25 protein-coding genes are annotated in these 24,206 nt (G+C 51.3%); 10 read left to right on the forward strand and 15 right to left on the reverse strand.

The annotated features are described in order from the left end of the window. Window positions 1-34: 34 nt before the first annotated feature. On the reverse strand, window positions 35-1,009 hold the full coding sequence (accA, locus tag DDY07_RS14210; protein WP_171696335.1) for an acetyl-CoA carboxylase carboxyl transferase subunit alpha: 975 nt from the start codon (window positions 1,007-1,009) through the stop codon (window positions 35-37). An 88-nt stretch (window positions 1,010-1,097) separates the two neighbouring features. Between accA and DDY07_RS14215 the strand changes: the two genes are divergently transcribed. Then, window positions 1,098-2,408 (forward strand): replication-associated recombination protein A, encoded by a 1,311-nt coding sequence (locus DDY07_RS14215; RefSeq protein ID WP_171696336.1) that lies wholly within the window; start codon window positions 1,098-1,100, stop codon window positions 2,406-2,408. A 227-nt stretch (window positions 2,409-2,635) separates the two neighbouring features. Here DDY07_RS14215 and DDY07_RS14220 read toward each other — a convergent pair whose 3' ends face one another. Continuing rightward, a complete protein-coding gene (locus DDY07_RS14220) occupies window positions 2,636-2,797 on the reverse strand; it encodes a hypothetical protein (protein ID WP_165385922.1) in 162 nt (53 codons plus the stop codon). Window positions 2,798-3,178: 381 nt separating this feature from the next. Here DDY07_RS14220 and DDY07_RS14225 point away from each other — a divergent pair, with 381 nt between their 5' ends. Beyond that, the gene (locus DDY07_RS14225; RefSeq protein WP_033157019.1) at window positions 3,179-3,826 is read left to right on the forward strand and encodes a DUF2959 domain-containing protein; all 648 of its coding nucleotides are present in this window, start codon (window positions 3,179-3,181) and stop codon (window positions 3,824-3,826) included. A 92-nt stretch (window positions 3,827-3,918) separates the two neighbouring features. Here DDY07_RS14225 and DDY07_RS14230 read toward each other — a convergent pair whose 3' ends face one another. The 4 genes from DDY07_RS14230 to DDY07_RS14245 form a co-directional block, all read right to left on the reverse strand. Next, window positions 3,919-4,626 (reverse strand): dinitrogenase iron-molybdenum cofactor biosynthesis protein, encoded by a 708-nt coding sequence (locus tag DDY07_RS14230; RefSeq protein ID WP_033157020.1) that lies wholly within the window; start codon window positions 4,624-4,626, stop codon window positions 3,919-3,921. Between the two features lie 10 nt (window positions 4,627-4,636). Next, window positions 4,637-4,945, reverse strand: a complete 309-nt coding sequence (locus DDY07_RS14235) for a rhodanese-like domain-containing protein (RefSeq protein WP_033157021.1) — start codon at window positions 4,943-4,945, stop codon at window positions 4,637-4,639. 35 nt (window positions 4,946-4,980) lie between these two features. Further along, entirely contained in the window at window positions 4,981-5,556 is a 576-nt protein-coding gene (locus DDY07_RS14240) for a hypothetical protein (RefSeq protein ID WP_171696337.1), read from the reverse strand. A gap of 254 nt (window positions 5,557-5,810) precedes the next feature. Further along, window positions 5,811-6,650, reverse strand: coding sequence for a TOBE domain-containing protein (locus DDY07_RS14245; RefSeq protein ID WP_171696338.1), 840 nt, complete (start codon window positions 6,648-6,650; stop codon window positions 5,811-5,813). A gap of 218 nt (window positions 6,651-6,868) precedes the next feature. Here DDY07_RS14245 and DDY07_RS14250 point away from each other — a divergent pair, with 218 nt between their 5' ends. The 4 genes from DDY07_RS14250 to DDY07_RS14265 are packed head-to-tail and all read left to right on the forward strand — an operon-like array spanning window position 6,869 to window position 10,884. Then, complete coding sequence (locus DDY07_RS14250; protein WP_171696339.1) at window positions 6,869-8,365, forward strand: alginate export family protein; 1,497 nt, start codon at window positions 6,869-6,871, stop codon at window positions 8,363-8,365. Window positions 8,366-8,391: 26 nt separating this feature from the next. After that, window positions 8,392-9,162: a molybdate ABC transporter substrate-binding protein gene (gene modA / locus DDY07_RS14255; protein ID WP_171696340.1), complete on the forward strand. Its 771-nt coding sequence runs from the start codon at window positions 8,392-8,394 to the stop codon at window positions 9,160-9,162. Between the two features lie 56 nt (window positions 9,163-9,218). Further along, window positions 9,219-9,647: a molybdopterin-binding protein gene (locus DDY07_RS14260; protein ID WP_171696341.1), complete on the forward strand. Its 429-nt coding sequence runs from the start codon at window positions 9,219-9,221 to the stop codon at window positions 9,645-9,647. A 55-nt stretch (window positions 9,648-9,702) separates the two neighbouring features. Then, window positions 9,703-10,884, forward strand: a complete 1,182-nt coding sequence (locus DDY07_RS14265; protein WP_171696342.1) for a molybdenum ABC transporter ATP-binding protein — start codon at window positions 9,703-9,705, stop codon at window positions 10,882-10,884. A gap of 10 nt (window positions 10,885-10,894) precedes the next feature. On the opposite strand, the gene DDY07_RS14270 is transcribed toward DDY07_RS14265, so the two are convergent. The 3 genes from DDY07_RS14270 to DDY07_RS14280 all read right to left on the reverse strand — a co-directional run bounded on the left by DDY07_RS14270 (window position 10,895) and on the right by DDY07_RS14280 (window position 14,822). After that, on the reverse strand, window positions 10,895-11,662 hold the full coding sequence (locus tag DDY07_RS14270; protein ID WP_171696343.1) for an HAD family hydrolase: 768 nt from the start codon (window positions 11,660-11,662) through the stop codon (window positions 10,895-10,897). A gap of 347 nt (window positions 11,663-12,009) precedes the next feature. Next, complete coding sequence (locus DDY07_RS14275) at window positions 12,010-13,827, reverse strand: S8 family serine peptidase (RefSeq protein WP_253734490.1); 1,818 nt, start codon at window positions 13,825-13,827, stop codon at window positions 12,010-12,012. A gap of 284 nt (window positions 13,828-14,111) precedes the next feature. Beyond that, window positions 14,112-14,822 (reverse strand): PEP-CTERM sorting domain-containing protein, encoded by a 711-nt coding sequence (locus DDY07_RS14280; protein ID WP_171696344.1) that lies wholly within the window; start codon window positions 14,820-14,822, stop codon window positions 14,112-14,114. Window positions 14,823-15,578: 756 nt separating this feature from the next. On the opposite strand from DDY07_RS14280, the gene DDY07_RS14285 reads away from it, so the two are divergent. Together DDY07_RS14285 and DDY07_RS14290 are read left to right on the forward strand one after the other, a co-directional pair. Further along, window positions 15,579-16,274 (forward strand): hypothetical protein, encoded by a 696-nt coding sequence (locus DDY07_RS14285; RefSeq protein WP_171696345.1) that lies wholly within the window; start codon window positions 15,579-15,581, stop codon window positions 16,272-16,274. Window positions 16,275-16,568: 294 nt separating this feature from the next. Next, on the forward strand, window positions 16,569-17,075 hold the full coding sequence (locus tag DDY07_RS14290) for a glutathione peroxidase (protein ID WP_033157028.1): 507 nt from the start codon (window positions 16,569-16,571) through the stop codon (window positions 17,073-17,075). Here DDY07_RS14290 and DDY07_RS14295 read toward each other — a convergent pair. The 5 genes from DDY07_RS14295 to DDY07_RS14315 all read right to left on the reverse strand — a co-directional run bounded on the left by DDY07_RS14295 (window position 17,065) and on the right by DDY07_RS14315 (window position 21,264). After that, window positions 17,065-18,246 (reverse strand): flagella assembly protein FlgT middle domain-containing protein, encoded by a 1,182-nt coding sequence (locus DDY07_RS14295; protein WP_171696346.1) that lies wholly within the window; start codon window positions 18,244-18,246, stop codon window positions 17,065-17,067. The two genes, DDY07_RS14290 and DDY07_RS14295, sit on opposite strands and share 11 nt — an antisense overlap. Further along, window positions 18,236-18,928, reverse strand: coding sequence for a hypothetical protein (locus DDY07_RS14300; protein WP_171696347.1), 693 nt, complete (start codon window positions 18,926-18,928; stop codon window positions 18,236-18,238). The genes DDY07_RS14295 and DDY07_RS14300 overlap by 11 nt, the downstream gene beginning before the upstream one ends. A 114-nt stretch (window positions 18,929-19,042) precedes the next feature. After that, a complete protein-coding gene (gene rsfS / locus DDY07_RS14305) occupies window positions 19,043-19,384 on the reverse strand; it encodes a ribosome silencing factor (protein ID WP_171696348.1) in 342 nt (113 codons plus the stop codon). Next, complete coding sequence (nadD, locus tag DDY07_RS14310; protein WP_171696349.1) at window positions 19,385-20,026, reverse strand: nicotinate-nucleotide adenylyltransferase; 642 nt, start codon at window positions 20,024-20,026, stop codon at window positions 19,385-19,387. It lies immediately after the preceding gene. After that, a complete protein-coding gene (locus DDY07_RS14315) occupies window positions 20,026-21,264 on the reverse strand; it encodes a glutamate-5-semialdehyde dehydrogenase (protein WP_216614887.1) in 1,239 nt (412 codons plus the stop codon). The genes nadD and DDY07_RS14315 overlap by 1 nt, the downstream gene beginning before the upstream one ends. Before the next feature lie 215 nt (window positions 21,265-21,479). Here DDY07_RS14315 and DDY07_RS14320 point away from each other — a divergent pair, with 215 nt between their 5' ends. Then, entirely contained in the window at window positions 21,480-22,592 is a 1,113-nt protein-coding gene (locus DDY07_RS14320; protein ID WP_171696350.1) for an NADH:flavin oxidoreductase/NADH oxidase, read from the forward strand. A gap of 88 nt (window positions 22,593-22,680) precedes the next feature. Beyond that, window positions 22,681-23,898: an MFS transporter gene (locus DDY07_RS14325; RefSeq protein ID WP_171696351.1), complete on the forward strand. Its 1,218-nt coding sequence runs from the start codon at window positions 22,681-22,683 to the stop codon at window positions 23,896-23,898. Window positions 23,899-23,928: 30 nt separating this feature from the next. Here DDY07_RS14325 and DDY07_RS14330 read toward each other — a convergent pair whose 3' ends face one another. Continuing rightward, window positions 23,929-24,072, reverse strand: a complete 144-nt coding sequence (locus DDY07_RS14330) for a hypothetical protein (protein WP_165786265.1) — start codon at window positions 24,070-24,072, stop codon at window positions 23,929-23,931. Window positions 24,073-24,206: the final 134 nt, after the last annotated feature.

The raw sequence follows: 24,206 nt of genomic DNA on the forward strand, positions 1-24,206 counted from the left end.
GCCTTTTAATGAACAACTAAATTAACTGACGGCTTTATTTGACCGGCTCTTCGATGTACGAACCAAAACGCATAATGCGTTGATAGCGTCTTTCCAGCAGCATGTCCATATTATCCGCCTGTTGCTGAAGTTCGTTCAGATGTCTGCACAAAGCCTCTTGCAGATTGGCGGCAATTTTTTCGAAATTGCGATGACCGCCACCAACGGGTTCGCGGATCACTTCATCCAGAAAACCTTGTTCACGTACGCGGTCTGAAGTGATGCCCATCGCTTCCGCAGCCAACTGGGCCTTATCGGCACTTTTCCATAAAATAGAAGCACAACCTTCCGGAGATATAACCGCATAGGTGCTGTATTCCAGCATCAATAACCTATCACCCACGCCGATGGCCAAGGCGCCACCTGAACCACCTTCTCCGATTACTGTACAAATAATCGGGGTGCGCAATTTGGACATTTCGAACAGATTGCGGGCGATCGCCTCGCTTTGACCACGTTCCTCGGCGCCGATACCCGGATAGGCGCCTGGGGTATCTATTAAACAGATGATGGGCAGTTTGAAGCGTTCGGCCAGCTTCATAACCCGCAGCGCCTTGCGATAACCTTCCGGACGCGGCATACCGAAGTTGCGATAAATTTTTTCTTTGGTATCGCGGCCTTTTTGATGACCGATCACCACCACCGGCTGACCTTCCAGGCGAGCCATGCCGCAGACGATGGCCGGATCGTCAGCGTAGGAGCGATCACCGTGCAGTTCGTGAAATTCGGTGAATATCAGATCGATATAATCCAGCGTATAAGGCCGGCCCGGATGTCTGGACAATTGCGAAATTTGCCAGTCCGACAAATCCGCGAAAATGCTTTCCGTCAAACTCTCGCATTTCTGCTCAAGCTGCTTCAAGGTTTCGGAAATGTCAAAATTGTTGTCGAGTTCGACCTTACGCAGCTCTTCTATTTTGGCCTGTAGTTCGGCAATCGGCTGTTCGAAATCTAAGAATTTTAAATCCATGTCAATCCGGCATTAGAATCAATAAAATGGTCGGCAATTCTAAAGAAAAATGCCGCCATTGCCTATTTGTTTTACCGAGTCCCCGCAAATGAAGAATGCTACCGCCTTTGACAATACCGCCTATGCGCCACTTGCGGCCAGAATGCGACCGACTACGCTGGACGATTTCATCGGCCAGCAGCACCTGCTGGGCAAGGGCAAATCGCTGCGCGTGGCTATCGAACAAGGCGTACCGCACTCGCTGGTATTTTGGGGACCGCCCGGCGTCGGCAAAACCACGTTAGCCAAAATCATTGCCGCCAGCGCACATTGCCATTTCATCGAATTGTCGGCAGTCATGGCCGGCGTGAAAGAAATCCGGGCCGCAGTGGCCGAGGCGGAAGACGTCAAACAAAGCCGCAATCTGAATACCGTGGTGTTTATCGACGAGATTCATCGTTTCTCCAAAAGCCAGCAGGATTCCTTGTTGGCCCCCATCGAAAGCGGCGCGATTATTTTATTCGGTGCCACCACCGAAAATCCTTCGTTCGAATTGAATAACGCTTTGTTGTCGCGCTTGCGGGTTTACGTGATGCGCAGTATCGAAACCGAAGATCTGCAAGCCTTGCTGCACAACGCATTGACCGACAAAGTACGCGGACTGGGTAGTCGGGATTTGCGGATCGAAGACGATATATTGACCATGATCGCCAAAGCCGCCGACGGCGATGCCCGCCGCTGTCTGAACATCTTGCAAATCGCCGCCGACCTGGCGGAAAACCTCGACGGTCGGGAAACCGTGAGTCGGGAAGTGTTGGACGAAGTACTATTAGGCCACGCCAATCGCTTCGACAAAGGCGGCGATATTTTTTATGACCAAATTTCGGCTTTACACAAATCGGTACGCGGCACCGATCCGGACGCCGCTCTTTATTGGTTTGCCAGAATGCTGGACGGTGGTTGCGATCCTTTGTATATCGCCCGCCGAGTGATTCGCATGGCATCCGAAGACATAGGTAATGCCGACCCGCGCGGCCTGGAATTAGCGTTAAACGCCGCAAACGCTTACGAGCGTCTGGGTAGCCCGGAAGGTGAACTTTCGCTGGCACAAGCCATCGTTTACCTGGCCTGTGCGCCGAAAAGCAATGCGGTATACGTGGCCTATAAAGCGGCAATGGCGGACGCCCGCAATAGCGGCTCGCTGGAAGTCCCCATCCATTTGCGCAACGCGCCGACCAAATTAATGAAGGAATTGGGACACGGTGCGGAGTATCGCTATGCCCATGACGAAAAAAATGCTTATGCCGCCGGCGAAAACTATTTTCCGGAAGCGTTAAAAACCCGGCAATATTATTTTCCGGTGGAACGCGGTTTGGAGATAAAAATAAAAGAGAAACTGGGCTTTTTAAGGAAATTATAAAAATTCAAACCCGCACGCAATCTACCGGCGTAGCTCAGATTGACCAATGCGAGATATATCTAAAAAGATGACAACCTTGATATTATCGATAGCAGTATTTTCTAACTCTTAACACTAATATCATCCAGGCAAAAAAACTCCCGCAAACCTGTGAGGTTGCGGGAGTATGAACACAAGCGAATAATGAAAAATATCGCTTGCAAGTCTCTGACCATATTGAAAAAATTTCAATTCTTAACTGCTTGCACACGATTATTTAATAAAATCGTACTCCATAATGCCGCCACCCCAAACATCATTGTTGACAATATAAACTGCCCGGAAACAAAAGCGACTATACCTAAAAATGATACAGAACCGATAAATACATCTTTTTTTAATTCGTTCATTTGCGCCACCTAATATAAAAAATAATTAACAATTTAATAGTTTAATAGTTTTTTAAATCATCCCAAATCTTCAATACCCTGTTCGAAAACGTGGCTTAAGTAAAACCTAAAATCGAATCATCCGCCACCGGCAATCGATAAATTTTGAATAGCTATCGCATTATTTTACTTTCAACAATATCCAGATCTACTGTAACCCTGATTAAATCTGGAGTTTGCTTATTGATGTTTATTGCGTTTTAAAACACCAAGTCAAATATGTGAATATATTCACAATCGAACGTCCACACTCAGTCTAGCTGCGTCAGAACCCGGTAAGCACCCGAAGTTGAAGTACACAAACACGGGCTTATAATGCATCCACCAACCCACGGAGCTTTTATGAAATTCAGTTCACGATTTAGTTTGTTTTTGTTGATGTTTGGCTTAGCCGCCTGCTCCAGCGCCTATTACAGCGGCCTGGAGAAAATCGGCATACCCAAACGCGAAGTGATGGTGCATCGCGTGGAAAAAGCCCGCGATACTCAAGAGGAAACCAAGCAACAATTTAAGTCGGCGCTCGAACAATTCACCGTGATGACCAATTTCAAAGGCGGCGATTTGGAAGCCACCTACAACAAACTGAACGGTGAATATGAGGCCAGCGTCAAGAAAGCGGCGGAAGTGAACAAGCGCATCGCTGATATAGAGGACGTCTCCAACGCACTATTCAGCGAATGGGAAACCGAACTAACCCAATACAGCAATGCTTCACTAAGACGGAACAGCCAGCAAAAGTTGACGGCCACCAAAGCGCACTATCAACAACTGCTAGCGGCAATGCGCAAAGCCGAAACCAAAATCGAGCCGGTACTCAGCGTATTTCGCGATCAGGTGCTGTATCTGAAACACAATCTGAATGCCCAGGCCATTGCTTCGCTAAAAGGTCAGCTAGACTCGGTTAAATCGGATGTATCGGCTTTGGTTGTGGAAATGGAAAAGTCGATTAACGAGGCAGATGCGTTTATCAAAACGATGGAAAAGCAATAACGCTCCGCGATTGAATTATTACGACCAAAGCTAAGCGGAACAAAAACTTACCCTCTCCACGGAGAGGGTAAGACGCACAATTTCAGAGCCTCTTATTCCTGATGAGCGAAACGCTTCCGCTCCTCGGCACTTTTACCGAGAGCCTTCGCCATCCAAGGCGGCGCAGCGTCAAACACTTTCTGAAACTCGGTGAGTTTCTCCACCGCATCGATCACATCGGGTTCCTTGATCGGATAAATATCGGCGCGAATCACCTTGGCGGCCGCCGGCCCACCAATGGATTGCACAAACAATACGTGGCAATCCTTGATCATATTGGCCCGGAATAGATTTCTGTCATCGGCGCTGTCGGCTTCCACTGTCGAGCGAATATCGATCAAGCGCATATCAGATCGGGACAATTGGTAGACCAAAAACCGAATACAGGAACCAAAATGACCGTTCAATAGCTGCCCGCTATTGGAGGCAATCGCCACCCGAATCGATTCCGGAATATCACCCTCTTTATAAGGCATGATTTCCGGCAGCCCCTCGTCTTCGTCTTCCTCGCCCCACAAATACCGGACCGCCAGCTTGATGTTTTCCAGACCGATGCCAATATCTTCGCCGTCTTCCTCGCCATCCAGACTTCCGATGCCGGTCTTCAGATTGGTAACGGTAATCGATTTCAGTTTTTCGTCATCCAACGGCGAGCCGACTTTTTCGTGCAACACACCGATCAACTTCGGTACATCTACTCCCGGCAAAATCCGCGAAGCCAGTGCAATACGCAAAGCCAGATCTCGTGATAATTGTTCCATAGCGTCACCCTTAAAGTTTGTGCTGTTCTTTCCAGTCGGCATAGCCGCCGGCCATGCTGTAGACCTGTTGAAAACCAAAATCGCCGAACATTTCCGCCAAATGCTCGCTGGCATGGCCGTAATAGCAATAAATCAGCAAAGGTTTGGCCTTGTCGGCTTTTTTTAACAGCGAATCGCGCAATTGCTCGTGGACATGCATGGCATTGTCGATATGCCCGGCCCGATAATCCTTGAGATCGCGGCAATCCAATATCATCGGTTGCTGTTCAGCGATCAGCTTTTCGGAATCGACAGCGGAAATAGTTTTAAAATTTTTCATGGCGCATTCCCCAAAAAAGGTCCGCGGAACCCAACTTAAACCGGCCCAACGGCTAAATCTTTTTTAACCTCAATAGTTTGCGACAAAGCTGTCTCCAAACTGATCGGCTCGGCTTTGATTTTATAGCCCTTGGCTGCCTCATATGCAGTGATGACCTTGTCTTCGCCGGATTGGCCTTTCAGATCGGATTTTTCGATATAAAGCTCTTCCAGCATCAAATTCCAAACCATGCCTTCCTGATGCGGCAATAAATTGAAGACAACGCCGTCTAAAACGATTTGCGTTGGTTTGGCGATGTTTTGCACGTAAAACAGCGTGACGGTTTCAGGCGTCAAGGCATCCTTATATTTTTCAACGAATACCGGCAGATCCTCCAATTGGAAAAACAAGCCGTTGATAAACAGAATTTTGTCGCTGTCGGCTAATATCGCTGATTGATTGATCACCAGCTCCGGGGTTTTCCGGTCACGAATATTCGTCGACCCTTCACGCAACTCGCCTTCGACCAACACCAAGTCGCCGCGAAACGCCGAAATGCCGGCTTTGCTGGTTTTGCCAACTAAGGTAGTGATCCATAAAAGCCCTTGGCTGTCGTATTTTTCAAGTAGCATCTGCTTAAATCCCCAATGAAAGGTAATGAATGAAAAGTCGTTAACAGCATGCAAGCAAAACACTTGCCAGGACGACTAAAACCACACCAAACCCATGGTTGAGACGGTTTTTGCTTGGTTTTCTGATGGGAATCATTCGCGGAAACCGGCAGTTTGGCGGCGAAGCGACCCGACAATGTCGCAAACGCGACAATTATCGAATGATGATTATTTAAGATTTGTAGGATTTATAACGAATATCTTTATCGGCCTAGCTAACAGTCGCCGGTAGGCACCAATGCAGCCAAGATCACAGCATTACTCTTAAACACGGCTGTCGCATTGGCGCCCGGTTTGAGTGTAAGAGCCTCAGCGCTAATCTGGGTGATAGTAGCGGCAATGGTTTCGCCACTGGGTAATTGGATAATCACTTCAGAATCCACACCATCAAAATGGATGCGAATCACACGACCAGCCAGACGATTCCGCGCCGACAATCCATGAAACCCAAGATCATCATCACCCAACACCAAAATATCCGGCGCATTGACCAATAACACGGCGTCGCCGCCTACCTTCAATTGCAAATTTACACATGTTGCCAACGGCACACTGGCAACAACTTGCTCTCCCCCCTTCAATGACACAAATACTTCGACGTTTACTGCGCCAGAATGGATCTTGGCAATCGTTCCGAACAGCTGGTTTCCGGCACTGGTTTTAATCACCTGACGTTTCAACAAAAGCATTACATCCGGATCGTCGATCAAACTTTGATTGAGCTGCTGCAAAAGGGCGCGATGCTGATCCTCTAGGCGGGCAAATAGCTTGAGCAAGGACAAACCCGCCGCCGTTAGCTTGGTACCGCCTCCCTTGCTGCCGCCCGTCGCGGTGGCTACTAAAACCTTCGGAGCCAGATTATTTGCACGCTCTATCATCTGCCACGCACCTTTGTAGCTTAATCCAGCCTGTTTGGCGGCTTGATTGATAGATCCGCTTTGCTCTATTGCCCGTAGCAAGCTGATCATGCGCCGATCCAAAATGCCGGCTAGACGCAATTCACCTTCAAGCCAAGGGAGTTCTAGCGCCTTTGGATTTTTCTCTGGTGTAGACATTATTCAATTATTTATCTGATTTGAACAAAACGGATTGGCAACAAACACTATTTCCCACATTGAAATAAGTTATTTTTGTTTTTCGTTATTTACTTTTGTACATAACGAAAAGTAGACTGCCACCATTCCTTGGCCGTGATGAACTCCATAGCAAAGTCATACAAAAGCCAGGACATTATCATAAACCCAAGGCATTTAACCCGCTTAATAGGTAAACCATGGCCCCCAAAAACCGTTATCGCAAAGTCTGTTTTCTCACGGCAATGAGTGTGATCACAACGAACAGCCTCTATATTGACGTAAGTGAAGCGGCGGAAAATAAAACCTACAGCAAGCCGCCCATGGCCGCATTTTCCAGTCAGATGCAGGACGCCCTGCTGGGCAACGATAAATTCGAAAAGCCGGTCTGGAATCTGCACGACTCGCTAAATCTGCCAAAATGGCTGGATGCGTCTGTAGAGCAACGCACCCGTTACGAAACGATGGACGGCAACTTCAAGGCCAACGGCCGGGGCGGAGATCAGCAAATCGCCTTGCAAACTGCGCTATGGCTACAAGCGCACATCGCTAAATTCAGGATAGGTGCGGAATTTCTCGATGCACGCGCCTTGGGCGCCGATAGTGGTTCCGGCGTGAATAACACCCACGCGGATGCAGCGGACTTTATTCAAGGTTATCTGGCCTGGGCAGATCAAAACCTGTTTTACAGCGGCATTGGCGCTGATATTGTGGCGGGGCGGCAAACGCTGAACTTGGGCAGTCGCCGCTTAATTGCCCGCAATGCGATGCGCAACGACATCAACAGTTTTACCGGCGTAAAACTCCGGCTGCTGAATTACGATCAATGGCAATTTACCGGCTTTGTAACGATGCCGGTCAACCGCTACCCGACCGCTTCAGCTGATATTCTCAACGAGGTCCACGAGTTCGACGAAGAAGACACCCACACCTGGTTTTCCGGCGGCTTTTTGGAACTGTACAACTTGGCCTGGGGCGTCAACAGCGAAGTTTATCTATATCATCTCGACGAAGGCGACAGCATCCGCAACCCCACCCGCAATCGCCGCTATTTCACCCCCGGCGTACGATTTTTCCTGAAACCCAAAAAAGCCAATTTCGACTTTCAAACCGAAACCATCGGCCAGCTAGGCACCGTCCGTTCCAGTACTGCCGCCAGCAATGGCCGCGATTTGGAGCACGCGGCCTGGTACCAACATGCCGATGTCGGCTATACCTTCGATGCCCCTTGGTCACCGCGTTTTGCGTTGGAATACGACTATGCCAGCGGTGACGAAAACCCAAACGACAATCAAGACCAACGCTTCGACACCTTGTACGGCGCACGGCGCTTCGAGTTCGGCGCGACCGGTATGTATGGCGCATTCGCCCGCAGCAATATTAGTACGCCCGGCTACCGCATCACTGCGGCTCCGCGCAACGATGTACTGCTCGGCCTGAGCCATCGTTTCTATTGGCTGGCATCCAAAAAAGACAGCTGGACCACCGCCGGTTTGCAGGATACCAGCGGTCGCAGCGGCGATTTTGTCGGCCAGCAATTGGAATTGACCGCACGTTGGGATTTCAACAGCAGCCTAAATTTCGAAACCGGCTGGGCACATCTGTTCAAGGGCGAATTTGCCAAAAAAGCACCGTCGGCACCGACTGTTAAAGACGACGTCGATTACGTTTACGTGCAGAGCCAATTACGGTTTTAGCCGCTTTATCATTAAGGAGAAATAGCATGTCGTTTATCGCTTTAAACCGAATTCTTCTGGCCCTATCGCTGGCCGCGCTAAGCGCGATAGCGCAAGCCGAAACGACTTTAGTCGCGGTGGCGGCTAACTTTACCAAGCCAATGACGGAAATCGCCGAGGCGTTTGAAAAAGCCAGCGGCCACAGTGCCAAGCTTTCCTTCGGATCGTCCGGCAAATTCGTCGCCCAATTTGAGAACGGCGCGCCGTTTGAGGTGTTTCTATCGGCTGATGACAAAAGCCCGCTGAAACTGGAGCAATCCGGTTTGGCGGTAGCCAGCACCCGCTTTACTTATGCCATTGGTAAGTTGGTACTGTGGTCCAGCAACCCTAATTATGTGGACGAGCAAGGCCAAATTCTCAGCAAAGGTGACTTCAAACATCTGGCTCTGGCTGATCCGAAACTGGCACCTTACGGCGCAGCGGCAGTGGAAGTCCTGAAAAGCCAAGGTTTATTGGAAAAACTGCAACCCTTATTCGTGCAAGGCGAAAACATCGCCCAAACTCATCAATTTATCAGTACCGGCAACGCCGAGCTGGGCTTTGTGGCTTTATCGCAAGTGATCGAAAACGGCAAAATTGGCTCGGGCTCCGGCTGGATCGTTCCGAAAAATCTGCATACTCCCATTCTGCAAGATGCGGTGCTGCTGAAAACCGGCGCCGAAAATCCGGCAGCGCAGGCTTTGCTGGCGTTTCTAAAATCACCGCCGGCATTAGCGATCATCGAGAAATACGGCTATGCCTTACCGGCGGTCAATTAATTTTCCACGCAATACCGTTATGAGACAGACTCCCCCACTTTTCACGAGGAATTACTATGAAAACCAGCGCACGTAACCAATTTTCCGGCACCGTTAATCAAGTCATCATCGGTGCCGTCAACGCCGAGGTGCATGTTGGCTTAAAAGGCGGCGAAACCATCGTCGCCTCGATCACCAAAGAATCCGTTGAAAACTTGGCCGTCGAAACCGGCAAGAAAGTCATCGCGTTGGTTAAAGCGCCGCAAGTGATCGTCGTCACCGATTTCGGCGGTTACCGGATTTCGGCGCGCAACCAGCTGGAAGGCACGATAACTGACGTCAAGCCCGGCGCGGTCAACACCGAAGTGGATATTGCCCTGCCCGGCGGCGACAAAATTGCGGCTACCGTTACCAACGATAGCGTGGAAACCCTGGGGCTGCGTAAAGGCCAAACGGCCACGGCAATATTCAAGGCCGGCGCGGTGATTCTTGGCGTGCAAGGCTAATAAAATGCGCGACCCGGCCACCAAGCCGGGTTGGCTTTAACCACCGGAGGTGGTCATGCTGCTGGAAATGAATGTCAAACTGCGTCGCGGTCATTTCGACCTCAGCACGCAATGTTCGGTGGGCGACATCAGCGTTGGCCTGTTCGGACAATCCGGCGCCGGCAAAAGCACCTTGCTGGGCTTGATCGCCGGCACTATCCAGCCGCAAAGCGGGCATATTGCCCTGGACGGCAAGATTTTGTTCGACAGCCGCAAAGGCATCGTGATGCCGCGCGAACAACGGCCGATAGGCGCTGTATTGCAAATCGATTGCGCCGACGCCAGCGAAACCGTGCGCGACAACTTAACCGCCGCCTATTACCGAACTCTAAAACAGCCCCGGCTATTCAAACCGGACTATCTAATCAACTTACTGGAACTGGGCGCCAACCTGGATCAGCCCCTCGAACGGCTCTCGGTTGGTGAGCGTCAGCGCGTGGCACTCGCCCGTTCCCTGCTGAAATCACCAAAACTATTACTGTTGGACGAAACCTTCGCCGCCATCGGCCATGGTTACCGCTCGCAACTGCTGCCGATTTTAAAACGCCTGCAAGACGAATTCGGCTTGCCGGTACTGTATGCCAGCCAGTCGCTGGGCGAAATCCTGGAATTGACCGACCAGCTGATCGTGCTGGAACATGGTCAGGTGCTGCGCAGCGGCTCCTTGCGCGAAGTGGCCAAACAACAAGGTATCTTGCGTTACCTTGGTATTCGCCAGATCGACAACATCTTGCCGATCAGTATCCGCAGTCACGATGTCCAGGCGGGTTGCAGTATGGCGGACAGTTTCGGTCTGCCGCTGGCATTGCCGCTACGCCCGCAGTTTGCAATCGGCAGCCAGAGCCAGGTATCGATCCGCGCCAACGACATCGCTCTGTCTCGGGCCTACATTGATGGCATCTCCATTCAGAATCAAATAAAAGGCCGAATCTGCGCGATCATTCCCAGCGGCGAAAGCCTGATCGTGCAAGTCGATTGCGGGGGGACTTTATTGGTGGAAATTACGCCGGGCGCCTGTCAGAGCATGGCGTTGCGGGAAGGCGACGTGGTGTATTGCCTGATTAAAACTCACGCCATCGTTTATCTGGCCGAGATGGACACCCTACCCTACCAACGCATTGTCAGCCACGGCGACGGCTACTATTATTTGAACAATGCCGGCGTCGACACCCACAGTGTTTTGGAATACCGCTACTGAATTCTGCGGTTTATACGGCACCCAAACTGTCGCTGAGAAAAGTATCTAACTGTTGTAGCGCGATTGCTTGCCCCGCTGCAACGGCATGGTCTGCGGCAAGGTTATAACCCCAGAGGGCGAGGAATAATTTCACATCCGCCAACTCCGGATGTTTTTGCACCCCATCGAGTGCCGGTAGGCGATCCTCAGTGAAATAAATCGGCTGGCCCGGATGCTGAGCTTTCAATCCTTTCAGAACGTCAGGTTTGCTGAGCTTGCGGTCCATCCCGAAAATCCTCTCGTCGGCCAATTCAATGTTGTTGGCTCTGAGGATTTCCTTGACGAAGCGTTCTTGCTTGGTCGTAATCACACACCACAAATGCCTCTGGCCCAAGCGCCGCAATTTTTCCGCAACCCCCGGATACAAAGGATTCTTGGCTATCCAATCGGCACGATCACTGGCAATCCAATTGTCGCGGGTTTCGCCGAACAGCTTTTTCAAATCGTCGATGCTTAAATGGATTTCGTCCAGCATCCTTTGCACTTTAGCGGCGTAGTTGGCGTAAATAGCGGCAGTGCTTTTGCCCAAATACATGAGGCGAATGATCAGAATAGCTTCGTAACCCGTCTCGATAATCGGTCGCACTTCGCGAAACTGCTCAACGATAGCCTGAGGTACCGCGTCAGGCATGTCTTTCCAAATAGTAGTGCCGGCTTTCCAGCCGGTGATCGCGGTTTCTACCGCACTGTCGCAGACAACGCCATCAAAATCCAGTGCATAAATAATCGAATCGTTCATTGAAATAGGGGTATCCGGAGTCACGGTAAATGGGAGTTATTGTAACGGATGAAGCGGCGGATAATCTGGATTGCATCGCAAAACTTTCCGGTCATTGTGTCACCCTCAATCATTATTAACCCGACTCTTAAATACCCCTCGCCTTTTGTCCTTGAGGGCACTGAGTTAATCGAAAGGCGCTCCAGCCTGGGCTTCCACGCGCTCAGCCCGTAAAGAATACCCGTGATCAATAGGGCCGGGGTAAGCGCTACGAATCCCGCAAAAAACAGGGGCGGAATACACCCCTGTTTTTAATCGCCTTTACAGTACCGCCAACAAAACAGTTGGCAGTTTTCCGAATACGAAGGCTACTTACTGACGAGAATACTGACGGTACCGGTTTTATTGGCGGTATCGGTGGCAACCGCTTTTATCGAATGGCTGCCGGCAGCCACTTTCTTGACATTCCAGCTATAGCTCAAGGTTTTGTTAGTCGTAGACGACACCAGCTTGTTATCGATATAAAGCTGCACTTTAGCGACGGCAACGTCGTCATTAGCAGCAGCAGAGATACCCACCACGCTACCACTCAGTTTCGCACCGTTAATCGGGTTAGAAATAGTCACGGTTGGCGCAGCTTGATCCGTGGTGCTTACCGTGGTTTGATTTTGTACGTTCACAGTCACGGCGCTTGATGAACCTTGGTTTCCGGAAAAGTCAGTCGCCACCGCCATTAAATTGATATTGCCGTTTGCCACAGTCGTGGAATCCCAACTGAATGTGTAAGGCGCAGTGCCATCTGTTCCGACCAATTTACCCCCTGCGTAAAATGAAACCTGGCTTACTGCGACATTATCATTAGCGTTAACAGCCACAGAGGTTAAACCACTGACCACAGCGCCAGCGGTTGGAGATGAAATGGCGGCGGTCGGCGCGAGAGTATCTCTAGCCACGGTATTGAGCGCTAATTGCACCGCGGCGTTAGCATTAATACGCCCATAGCCATAGTTTGGATCAAAATTAACGCCGGATACTTTATCGGCAGAATCTTTCAGCACTTTTTCGACATCCGCAGGCACCAAATTGGGATTTGCGGCTTGAATCAACGCGACTACGCCCGCAGTGACCGGGCTAGAAAATGAAGTCCCGTTCCAATTGGCATATCCGCCACCTCTCAAAAGCGTGGCAATAGAAGTGCCGGGAGCGGCGACATCAATAAAGGCGCCAAAATTGGACCAACTGGCTTTCGCGTCATTCCAATCGCTTGCTGAAACAGAAATCATGTAGGGATTATCGGTATATCCGGGATCGACTCCGTCGTTGGCGCCTGCAACAACCACTAATCCGCCTTTGGCATTCATATACTGCGCTGCCGATGACACGGCCGAACTAGCACTCACACCGTAGCTAATATTCGCGACATCGGCACCATTATCTGCAGCCCAACTCAAACCCCTAGCTATATCGCTCCAATAAGCGTATCCCGTAGAATCGTTAGTAATCCTCACCGGCATCACTTTAGCATTCCAGGCCACGCCGGCAACCCCAGTAGCGTTATCGGTGACAGCCGCCGCTGTACCGGCAACAGCCGTACCATGACCATTGATGTCAGAGGTATCAGAGCCGCCGTCCACGGCATTCCAGCCCGGAATCATATGATTAGCCAAATCCGGATGCGAACCATCAACGCCGCTATCCAATACAGCTATAGTAATGCCATCAGCTTTGGAAACATCCCAAGCCCCAGGCGTTTGTATTTTTGCTAAATGCCACGCACCGGCAAAATTCGGATCATTCGGGGTAGTCGTACTCATGGGCTGAACCATATCCAGCTCAGCGAACTCGATATGGGGATTTTTTGATAATGCCCGTACCACCGCTTCTTCCGCTTGTTCAGGAACGCTAACGATATGAACCGGCAAATTGCCGATCTTTTCGCTGCTTTTACCTTGATTGCCCCGCAGAATTTTTTCAAACTCCGCATCCGACAAACCCGCATTGGGTTTAACTAAAATTTGCCCTGGTTTCCAGGTTTTGGCGACGTTACCAGCTGACGCCGGCAACTGTTGCATATCCTGATTTATTTGCAAAATTTCCTGGTCTAGCAAGTATTTATCAAGATAAATGATTGCGGGCACTGCCAGTAGCGCGACACCTAAAGTGATGTATAAATTTTTTTTGTTCATGACTGTTCCCCTCGTTTTTGTTTTGAATATCCAAATCTTAAACACCTCATCCTTGGCTTCTTTGCCTTGAGGCTTTCTGAACGTAAGCTAATTTGAATGTTCTGAATTAGCTTTCTGCTTGGAAGGAAGTCTAAAAAAACTGGGCTGCCATTACTGTGACTTTGCTTTCAGAATCACCATAACAACAATGGGGTAACACATATTGCTAAAGCTACCAGACAATTTCTGGAAAAAAAAACGCCGGTTTAACCGGCGTTTTTTAGGTGTGTAAACAAGTCGGACAATCAGACTTTGCTTTTACGTGACAAACCCATGCCCAACAAGCCCATGCCCAGCAAAGCTACAACGCTTGGCTCGGGCACGCTGCCTTGACCACCGCCACCGCCGTCGCGTGTATAGTTACCGATCAGGAAGCCACTATCCGAGCAACCTGCACAACCTGCCGTACTTAGTGATTGCAAATGCGCACCCAATTGACCGGCAGGTAACGTAGCTTCCGAGCTCTGTAGTGCCGCTGCGGAATAAAAGTCATCCAAAGTCCAATTGCGGTTTAAGGTTGCTGTAAATAACAAATTCACGGTATTTGTTACGTCCGCAGCATTGGGTTGGCCTGCCGGATCGAGTGCTTGAAATGAAAACGAAGGATTGAAACTCCCTCCACCTTGAACTGTTGCAGGAGATTGAATCTCCCAGCCAACTGGATTGTATCCCCCAAAAGTTACATCCGCGACGTTGACCAACGACCCCAAGTTGAAATAGAACTCGTCAAGCTTTGCATTCGGATGTAAAGGCGAAGCGATATCCACTGTCCAACTAGCGACTGTATCTACGACATTAATGCCGACGTTGATGAACAGATTGTCCGGATTATTGGTTCTGGGATCGCCTGTTAGGCTACCCGCTACGCTAAATGAAGCCGCTTGAGCGCCGCCCCCGAAAATTGCCGTTGACGACAATAATCCCGCCAAAAGCATGTGTTTAATTTTGGTTTCCATGATGATCCCCCGCAAATAAATTTGTAAAACGTCGAACTATTTCTTTGACTATGATTTCGTGAAAAAGGCACAAAACCCTGAAAATACCTAAGCAAATAGTAGACCATAAAAAATTTATGCTATAAAACATATGCTTAAAAACAAATACCCCCCAAAAAACAACACAGCCTGTAAATTTTTTCGTCAGTATTTGCTTACATTACCGTGCATTACAATTCAAACCTACCTGAGCATCAACTAAGAAAAACTGCGTCGTGGCATCAACTTAATCGGTTTTTCCCCAGGGATTTTCATTAAGTTTTTTTTGCAAATCCAATGCCAGAGCGCTTTTGCAAAGCAATTTCAGGAAAAAATCCCGACGCATTGTCATAAAAATTTAACACTACCCCGAACCACAATTTTCATTTGGAAATTCAGCATATTTGCCTGTAAAAAAAACTGACAAAGCACTTGCGCTGTTGAATGTTTTGCCAGTCATGATCAATTGACCCAATCGAAAAATTAAAACTTCGTTTTTTAAATACAGAAAACCTACCTGGGAGAATGCGCCTTAGCTAGTGCTGCCCAAGCGCGGGCCTTGCGACTCGACAAATCAACTATTTCAAGGATCTATGGTATAAAGCGCTGCGATTTAATCGTAGCGCTTCCATCATGCTTTGGAATACAAGCTGCGGAAGCTATGCCTAGAAAGCCAATCGGTAACGCTGTAGGTGTTAGTTAGTTTTGGATTAATAACAATATTGAGGGGGACAAATCATGATAGAACTTCTGGTAATCTTAGGGCTGGCAGTAGTCGGTTGGCTGGTCTGGAAAGGCAAATTAAAACTCAAGCCAATTGGCAAGACGCCGGAGAACAAACAGGCGACACCGCCTCAACCAGTTGCTTCCCGTGCAGCGAATTCCCCTTCGCAACCGGATACCGCGTCGCCAACGACTCCAATAGCGCAAGAAATCGAGACCCCGGTAGAGTCTCCCATCCAAGCGCCTGAACCAATTGCCGAACCCGCGCCACAGGCGCCAATCGTCACAGCAGTTACCGAAGAGCCGAGAACACCGACGAAAGAAGAGCCGGCAATCACAATACCGGAAGATTCAGTATTAAAACGCCATCATCTGGCAGCATTGCAAGCGGAGAAAGAGGCCCTCAGCAATCCCTATCCCACCGACTCCGTGCTGCGCCGCCACTACGAAACGCTGCACAAAATCGCATCGCCTCAGCATTCACAAGCGGTGGACGAATCGGCGCCCTCCCAGCCGGAAGCTGCGGCGCAGCCAGCCAGCCCTGTAGAAGCGGTTCTGCCTGAAGATTCGTCAGTGCAGACGCAGGACCTTGAGCAATTACGCCGCGAAATTGCAGCCGAATTGCCAACACCGCCTACCGACTCGGTGTTGAAACGTCACTATGACAGCTTACTGCAAACCAAACTGCAACAACGGCTAGCCTCACAATAGGCACCGAGAAATCTCGGCAGGTTTCAACAGCCGCCCATACGCCAGGACGCTATGGGCGGTCGTCCCGCGAAAGAATGGCCTAGGCGGTATACCTTCAAAGCCCATTAAAATTCCTGGTAAGCCCCCATGCAAATATGGGTATGTTGGCACTACAGATTTTTGACAATCCGATGAATAACGGTATGCTGGGTAAATGTTTGTCTATGCATCTTGATGGGGATACATAGGCTTTAAGAAGCGCCATCCCAACGTTTACGACAAGCACAAGTAATTCGATAACTGACCGGCATCAGCATGAATGACATATACCAATTCTCGGCGACTAACATTAACGGCGAAACTGTCGCTTTGGCAGATTACCGCGGAAAAGTGCTGCTAATCGTCAACACCGCCAGTCGATGTGGCTTTACCCCGCAGTTCCGTGGCTTGGAAGCGCTGTACCAGACCTATAAAAGCCGCGGCTTAGTGATCCTGGGGTTTCCGTGTAATCAATTCGGCCAGCAGGAACCCGGCGATAGCCAAGAAATTGCCAGTTTTTGCGAACTGAACTATGGCGTTAGCTTCCCCATGTTCGAAAAAATCGACGTTAACGGTAACCACGCACATCCGCTGTTCGAGTATTTGAAAACCTCAGCCCCGGGCATCCTGGGTTTAAATGCCATTAAATGGAATTTCAGCAAATTTCTGGTCGGCCGAGATGGCAAGGTTTTTAAACGCTATGCGCCGATAGACACGCCGGCAGGTATCAGTAAAGACATAGAACGCTTACTGAGTTTGAGCGACGCCCCCGTTAAGGCGTAGCAAAACTTTTCACCCAGTCGCCCGGCCTTACTGCACCTGCAACCGCCGTTGAATCCAGGGTACCCGCCGCCGTAGCAGCACTAACGTCGGTTATCGTCAAGATACCTTGCGACTCACCCAAACCCGCTCCCGCCGTACCGCCGGCGGACGCCGAATAAATCATCAGCTTATCACCGACTCTGATTTTATCCTGGGCGCCGGCGGCAATCACGATCCGGTTGTTGCCGGCTTGTATCACCCGGGTGGTAAAGGGATAGCAGCCGAATAATTTGTGAATATCTTCGCTGGCCTGTTGAATAATCTCGCTGATGGCGTGACCGGCCGATGTCGAGTTGAAGCGGTCGCTACCCACCGTGTAGCCGCTCGGCAGCGAGACGTCGCCCAGGATAGAATCGGTATAACGATGTTGAAACAGCAAGGCACCGCTAAAACCGTCGTAAACAAATACGTCAATCCCGACGCTGCGGCGGGCGACGAAATCCCTGACCATCGATTTTAAATCCGCCAGCGCGCCGCTGCCGCGCACATATTCTGTGGATTCCACCCGAAAATCGCGAATCACGCCGGACAACACAAATTGCGCGTTCTGCTGTTTGGCGATATTCACAATAACCGATTCGGGCGTACCCTCGGCAAAACGAATCTCCGGCGCCATATCGGGGCGGCTATATAAAGAGGTGTTAGTCAGATTGCGGCCGATAAAATCGCCGGTTTCCATCAGCTGATTGTTAATTTCCCTGGGGATGCCGCTGTATAAATCCTGGCTTTCGGTGCCGCTGATTTGATCGGCATTCATGACCGGAAAACCGGTGGCGACTATTTTTTTCCGATACGGCGAGCCGCAGCGCTGCTTATCGGACAACACGGCCAGCACCTGCACATGATAAAGATCGGCATCCTGCCATTCGTCGACCACCTTAATATCACTAACCAGCATCGCCGAGTTATTGTTGCGTTTAAGCTGCATAGATGCCTGATGCACCGCATCGTCGATAGCCGCACGGCGGGCTGCTTCGATACCGCCGCCAACGATTGGCGCACTGCCTTGCACGCTGACCTGCTGACCAGACACGGCAACGCCATTCTCATCGCCGCCCCGCTTACTATTACCGCTGCTGCATGCAGCCAGCAAAGCGATCAGTAACACTGTTAGCAAGTTTTTATAAGGCACTATAAAATCCGTTGATCAACAAATACTGAAATATCGTCCGCAAGCCGGTATTGGCTATCCATTCCACATCGTAAAGACCGGCTTCCAGTAAAGTATCGTCCACGACATTGGGCTTTTTGGAAAAGCCAGACACATAATATTGATCGCTACAATCGCGTGCGCCGCAGGCCAGGTTGGCGGAAGTCACCGTTGCCGTTTTATAGCCCAGCCGGGTAAACGCCAGCTTGTTATCTTCCTGCAGACACTGGCCGGCGACATAGGTATCGCCGGACATGCATTGGTAAAAACGCGGACTAAGACGCAATTCCAGCGTCGTTTTTAAATTGTCTCTGACAGTCCGGTAATCGGCGGCACGCGCTTCGCGTAAGTAACTATCCAGGTAAACCCGATACACCTCGTCGCGCATCACTTGAGCGCCGACCGTGGTTTGATTGCCCAATTTTTCTTGATACAGCAAATCCGCCAAGCCGCGATAGGCATCCAGTTTGGCAGCTTGTTGCGCTTGTAACCAGCGTTGATTAACCGCCAACTTACCGCTATCGTCAAAACGGCTATAACCGGTAGCACGCAGAGTTTTGCCAACTGACGGCGACGGCGCCTCGGCACTTTTACCGCCCACGGACGCGCACCCCGTCGCGACTGCCATGATCAACAGCAAACAGATTGTCTTAAACGCTTTCATAACCCCTCCTCCTACTCGCCTAAGTCATCGACTACTTGGGCTTTTTCTTGAGGGCGGATGACAAATTATGCCCTTGAGCCAGTTGAAATTGCTTTCAGCAAATCGCGGCAAAAACTAACCGTGCGTCTTGTCGCCGGCCACTGACCAGAGTTTTTCCAGCTGATACAGTTCGCGGGCCTGACCGGTCATCACATGCACAATCACGTCACCCAAATCCAACAAAATCCAATCGGAACTTTGATCGCCTTCCATACCCAGCGGCTGCTGGCCCTGCTCCTTGACCTTTTCCATCACATAATCGCACAGCGATTTGGCGTGGCGGGACGAAGTACCGGTGGCGATGACCATATAATCGGTAATACTGGTTTTGCCACGCACATCGATAGTCTTGATGTTAAGGCCTTTGCGGTCGTCGAGCTCGGTTTCGACCAGCTTAAGTAATGCTTCTGTTTGCATTCAATTTCCTGTGTGATGAATGAGGGGTTGATATAAATGATGCCTGCGAATCAATTCGATGACCCGGTCGGGCAGTAAAAATTGTGGATCGCGCCCGACAGCCACCAGTTCGCGGATGGCGGTAGCGGAAATCGCCAGCGCGGTGACTTCCTGGAAGGTTAACAGTCCTGCATTCTGCCGGCTTAATTGGGCTCTGTCTTCGGCGATTCGCTGCTGCAAAAACGCCGATAGCGCCGATCCGGCATAGCCCGGTCGAGTCATCACCACGATGTGCGCATAATCGAATAAGCCTTGCCATTGATGCCAACGCTCCAAACCGGCAAAGGCATCGGCGCCGATAAACAACAGCAAAGGCGTATCGCCCATTTCGTTGCGTAAGGAATGCAGGGTATCGACCATATACGATGGCCCCGCCCTATCCAACTCGCGCCGATCAACGCTAAAGCCGCGAGTATCGGCGACGGCGGCTTCCAGCATTTGCAAACGCAGGTGCGCCGGCACGTCGGGTTCGTCTCGGTGTGCCGGCACCCGGCAAGGAATCAAGCGCAGCTGCTCCAATTCAAACAGCTCTTTCACTTCCAGCGCGGTGCGCAAATGGCCGTAATGGACCGGATTGAACGTGCCGCCGTAAACTCCGATCATTATTGGCGGATATGCCCGTCGCCCAGCACGATGAATTTCAACGAGGTCAGACCATGCAAGCCAACCGGACCGCGGGCGTGCAATTTATCGGTACTGATGCCAATCTCCGCACCCAAACCATATTCAAAGCCGTCGGCAAAACGGGTAGAAGCATTGACCATCACCGAGCTGGAATCCACCTCGCGCAAAAAGCGCCGCGCCAAGGTGTAATCCTCGGTGACGATGGCCTCGGTATGCGCGGAGCTATAGGTATTGATATGCGCTATCGCCTCGTCGATGTCCCCGACAATCTTAATGGATAAAATCGGCGCCAGATATTCGGTATGCCAGTCGTCTTCAGTCGCCCGTACAGCGTTTTTGATCAAGGAACAGGTTTTCAAGCAACCGCGCAGTTCCACATTTTTTGCTGTGTATTGTTCGGCCAGAATCGGCAACACCGTCGCAGCGATACTTTCCGCGACCAACAAAGTTTCCATCGCGTTACAGACGCCGTAGCGATGGGTTTTCGCGTTCATTGCAATCGCCACCGCTTTATCCAAGTCAGCTTTGCCGTCGATATACACATGGCAAATGCCGTCCAGATGTTTGATGACCGGAATGGTCGCTTCGGCGCTGATCCGTTCGATCAAACTTTTGCCGCCGCGCGGCACGATCACATCGACATAATCCTTCATCGTGATCAATTCTCCTACCGCCGCTCTATCGGTGGTTTCCACCACTTGCACTGCCTGCTGCGGCAAACCGGCTGCGGCCAAACCGCTGGCGATGCACACCGCAATCGCCCGATTGGAATGAATCGACTCTGAACCACCACGCAAAATACAGGCGTTGCCCGACTTCAAGCACAAGGCCGCCGCATCGACAGTAACGTTAGGCCGCGATTCGTAAATAATGCCGATCACGCCCAAGGGCACGCGCATCTGTCCGACCTGAATCCCGCTGGGCTGATAGTTAAGATTGGTAATTTCTCCGACCGGATCGGGCAGCGCGGCAACCTGCTTCAGGCCGTCTATCATCGCTTGGATACGGGCTGGTGTCAGTTCCAGACGATCCAGCGACGCCGGATCCATACCGTTCTGTTTGCCGGCTTCCAAGTCTTTGCGGTTTTCGCTGGCTATTTCGGCGCTACCGGCGGCGATAGCCTCGGCAATTTTCAATAACGCGCTATTTTTCCGCCCGCTCTCGGCCTTGCTGATCTCGCGGCCGGCCACTCTGGCCTGTTGCCCCAATTGCTGCATGTACTGTTTAACGTCCACAATTATCGACCCGATGAATTGGAAAAGCCGGCATTATAGCAAGCCGGGCCAAGTTACAACGAATGCGGCAAATTCAACGCCCTTTCCCGCCGTAAATTCGGCACTGCACGACAGAGCCCTTCCCATTGCCAAGCCAGAACCGAGCTCGTAGACTGCAACATTGGATTAACACCCACTTTATTCAAAGGTACCCTGAAATGAGTCAGCTTTTTTCGCCGTATTCCCTCGGCACGGTTACGCTGCCCAACCGTATCGTCATCGCGCCGATGTGCCAGTACTCGGCGACCAACGGCGAAGCCAGCGATTGGCATTTAATGCACCTGGGCAATTTGGCGATGTCCGGCGCCGGCTTGTTGATTATCGAAGCCACCGCCGTAGAACCGGAAGGCCGCATCTCGCCCGCCGATCTCGGCCTCTGGTCGGACGCAACCGAAGCCGCTTTGGCCAGGGTGTTAACTGCGGTGCGAAAATATTCGCAGATACCCATAGCGATTCAGCTGGCGCACGCCGGCCGCAAGGCTTCCACCGCCGCACCCTGGGACGGTGGCGGCCTGGTCAATATCGAACAGGGCGGTTGGCAAACCGTGGCACCGTCGGCACTGCCTTTTATGCCGGACGACCCCGCGCCGACCGCGCTCGATGCCAGCGGTTTGCAACGCATCGTGCAGGCCTTTGTATCGGCGGCCAAGCGCGCGCATAAACTGGGGCTTGACGCCATCGAGATACACGCCGCCCACGGCTATTTGCTGCACGAATTCCTCTCGCCCTTATCCAATCAGCGTGACGACGAATACGGCGGCTCGCTGGAAAAACGGATGCGTTTCCCGTTGGCGGTATTCGACGCGATGCGGGCTGCCGTACCTGTGCAAATGCCCATCGGCGTACGGATTTCCGCAACCGATTGGGTGGACGGCGGCTGGGACTTGGCGCAAAGCGTGATCTTTGCCAAAGCCTTGCAAGCACGCGGCTGCGCGTTTATCCACGTCTCCAGCGGCGGCCTGTCGCCTTTGCAAAAAATCCCAGTCGGCCCAAATTACCAAGTGCCATTGGCAGCAAGCATCCGCGCAGCAACCGGCCTGCCCACCATCGCCGTCGGCCTGATCACGGAAGCGGAAGACGCCGAAGCCATCGTCGCCAACGGCCAGGCTGATATGGTGGGTTTGGCGCGCGGCATACTTTACGATCCGCGCTGGCCCTGGCATGCCGCCGCCAAACTGGGGGCCCAAGTCGCAGCGCCACCGCAATACTGGCGTTGTCAGCCGCGCGAGCAAAAGGCTTTATTTGGCGACATTCGCTTTCGGCAGCGCTAAGACTTTGACTGGCTTAACCAAGTCAATCAGTCACATAATAAAGTCACCCATGCAGCTGTAGCCGGCTGTATTTCAACATTGGAGATTCATGCGTTTTTTAGGCACTTCAAACCCCGCTTTTCTAAAACTGTTAACGTTTCGCGTACTGATCGTGCTGGCCTATCAAATCGTGGCGATTGTGGTGGGTTGGCATATCTACGAACTGACGCACGACCCGCTGGCCTTGGGCCTGATAGGCCTGGCCGAAGTGATCCCGTATTTTTGCAGCGCGCTGTTCGCCGGTTACGCTGTCGATCATTACTCACGGCGCTGGTTTGCAATTTCAGCGTGTTTGCTGTTGTGCCTCAACGCCCTGACCTTGACCGCCATCGCGGCGCAATGGATTCCCGATAATCCGCTGGTATTGATGTACGGCTCCATAGCCGTCACCGGCTTGGCGCGGGCCTTTATCGGCCCGTCTTATAGCGCACTGTTCGCCCTGGTTTTGCAACGCGAACAGTATGCGCGCGCTGCCGGCCTAGGAAGCTCGGTGTTTCAGTTTGCTTTAGTCGCCGGCCCGGCACTGGGTGGAATTCTGGTCGGCTGGGCCGGCAAGACTGTGGCTTACGGCATTTCCGGTGGTTTATGCGTGCTGGCCGCGCTGGCTTTGCTGTCCATACGCATCAAGGAACCGCCGGCCGCGGAAAGCGCGCCCATTTTTACCAGCATCGCCGAAGGCCTGCGCTTTGTATTCGGCAATCAGATTATTTTGGGCGCGCAGTCGCTGGATATGTTCGCGGTATTGTTTGGCGGCGCGGTAGCCATGCTGCCGGCCTTCATTCACGACATATTTCATTACGGCCCGGAAGGCCTGGGGATTTTACGTGCGGCACCCGCCGTCGGCGCGGTGATGACCGGCTTGTTTCTGGCCCGGTATCCACTTAACAAGCACGCCGGACGCTGGTTGCTGATCGCCGTAGCCGGCTTTGGCTTGTGCATGATCGGCTTTGCGCTTTCGACCAGTTTTTGGGTAGCAGGCCTGGCTTTACTATTGTCCGGAATTTGCGACGGAGTATCGGTGGTGATGCGTACCACCATCATGCAATTGGCCACGCCGGATACCATGCGCGGCAGAGTCGCGGCGATCAACGGCATATTCATCGGCTCGTCTAACGAACTCGGCGCGTTCGAATCCGGGGTTGCCGCTCGGCTGCTGGGCTTGGTGCCGTCAGTAGTGTTTGGCGGAGGCATGACGCTGTTGGTAGTGGCGGTTACGGCTAAATGCGCGCCTAAACTACGCAGGCTGGAGCTTAATCAGCTCCAGTAATCTTCGTGTCAATTGCCCAAAACAGCGGTTTTATTCAGACTTTTTTCCGCGCATCAGTAAAAAACCTGCGCCAATAGTGGCTACCACTAAAACCACCATTAAGATCGGATGCTGATAAAACATGTCAAAAAATGCACCGGTGCTTTGCGATGTACCTCTGTAATACGGACCCATAATTTCTCCCCTATTTTTGCTTAATTGTCAGCTCTTTAGGCGGATAAGCTGATTCAAGTTAAAGAATTTACCTTGCAATTCAAGCTTGTCCAATTTTATTAGCCCGACTACCTACCAAACCTATCGCCACACTA

It is taken from the genome of Methylomonas sp. ZR1, assembly GCF_013141865.1.
Classification (GTDB): Bacteria; Pseudomonadota; Gammaproteobacteria; order Methylococcales; family Methylomonadaceae; genus Methylomonas.

What these genes read in the sequence shown, in the direction of transcription:
- accA (WP_171696335.1), bottom strand. Translation starts at nt 1,009, where the DNA reads ATGGATTTAAAATTCTTAGATTTCGAACAGCCGATTGCCGAACTACAG.
- DDY07_RS14215 (WP_171696336.1), top strand. Translation starts at nt 1,098, where the DNA reads ATGAAGAATGCTACCGCCTTTGACAATACCGCCTATGCGCCACTTGCG.
- DDY07_RS14220 (WP_165385922.1), bottom strand. Translation starts at nt 2,797, where the DNA reads ATGAACGAATTAAAAAAAGATGTATTTATCGGTTCTGTATCATTTTTA.
- DDY07_RS14225 (WP_033157019.1), top strand. Translation starts at nt 3,179, where the DNA reads ATGAAATTCAGTTCACGATTTAGTTTGTTTTTGTTGATGTTTGGCTTA.
- DDY07_RS14230 (WP_033157020.1), bottom strand. Translation starts at nt 4,626, where the DNA reads ATGGAACAATTATCACGAGATCTGGCTTTGCGTATTGCACTGGCTTCG.
- DDY07_RS14235 (WP_033157021.1), bottom strand. Translation starts at nt 4,945, where the DNA reads ATGAAAAATTTTAAAACTATTTCCGCTGTCGATTCCGAAAAGCTGATC.
- DDY07_RS14240 (WP_171696337.1), bottom strand. Translation starts at nt 5,556, where the DNA reads ATGCTACTTGAAAAATACGACAGCCAAGGGCTTTTATGGATCACTACC.
- DDY07_RS14245 (WP_171696338.1), bottom strand. Translation starts at nt 6,650, where the DNA reads ATGTCTACACCAGAGAAAAATCCAAAGGCGCTAGAACTCCCTTGGCTT.
- DDY07_RS14250 (WP_171696339.1), top strand. Translation starts at nt 6,869, where the DNA reads ATGGCCCCCAAAAACCGTTATCGCAAAGTCTGTTTTCTCACGGCAATG.
- modA (WP_171696340.1), top strand. Translation starts at nt 8,392, where the DNA reads ATGTCGTTTATCGCTTTAAACCGAATTCTTCTGGCCCTATCGCTGGCC.
- DDY07_RS14260 (WP_171696341.1), top strand. Translation starts at nt 9,219, where the DNA reads ATGAAAACCAGCGCACGTAACCAATTTTCCGGCACCGTTAATCAAGTC.
- DDY07_RS14265 (WP_171696342.1), top strand. Translation starts at nt 9,703, where the DNA reads ATGCTGCTGGAAATGAATGTCAAACTGCGTCGCGGTCATTTCGACCTC.
- DDY07_RS14270 (WP_171696343.1), bottom strand. Translation starts at nt 11,662, where the DNA reads ATGAACGATTCGATTATTTATGCACTGGATTTTGATGGCGTTGTCTGC.
- DDY07_RS14275 (WP_253734490.1), bottom strand. Translation starts at nt 13,827, where the DNA reads ATGAACAAAAAAAATTTATACATCACTTTAGGTGTCGCGCTACTGGCA.
- DDY07_RS14280 (WP_171696344.1), bottom strand. Translation starts at nt 14,822, where the DNA reads ATGGAAACCAAAATTAAACACATGCTTTTGGCGGGATTATTGTCGTCA.
- DDY07_RS14285 (WP_171696345.1), top strand. Translation starts at nt 15,579, where the DNA reads ATGATAGAACTTCTGGTAATCTTAGGGCTGGCAGTAGTCGGTTGGCTG.
- DDY07_RS14290 (WP_033157028.1), top strand. Translation starts at nt 16,569, where the DNA reads ATGAATGACATATACCAATTCTCGGCGACTAACATTAACGGCGAAACT.
- DDY07_RS14300 (WP_171696347.1), bottom strand. Translation starts at nt 18,928, where the DNA reads ATGAAAGCGTTTAAGACAATCTGTTTGCTGTTGATCATGGCAGTCGCG.
- rsfS (WP_171696348.1), bottom strand. Translation starts at nt 19,384, where the DNA reads ATGCAAACAGAAGCATTACTTAAGCTGGTCGAAACCGAGCTCGACGAC.
- nadD (WP_171696349.1), bottom strand. Translation starts at nt 20,026, where the DNA reads ATGATCGGAGTTTACGGCGGCACGTTCAATCCGGTCCATTACGGCCAT.
- DDY07_RS14315 (WP_216614887.1), bottom strand. Translation starts at nt 21,264, where the DNA reads ATGCAGCAATTGGGGCAACAGGCCAGAGTGGCCGGCCGCGAGATCAGC.
- DDY07_RS14320 (WP_171696350.1), top strand. Translation starts at nt 21,480, where the DNA reads ATGAGTCAGCTTTTTTCGCCGTATTCCCTCGGCACGGTTACGCTGCCC.
- DDY07_RS14325 (WP_171696351.1), top strand. Translation starts at nt 22,681, where the DNA reads ATGCGTTTTTTAGGCACTTCAAACCCCGCTTTTCTAAAACTGTTAACG.
- DDY07_RS14330 (WP_165786265.1), bottom strand. Translation starts at nt 24,072, where the DNA reads ATGGGTCCGTATTACAGAGGTACATCGCAAAGCACCGGTGCATTTTTT.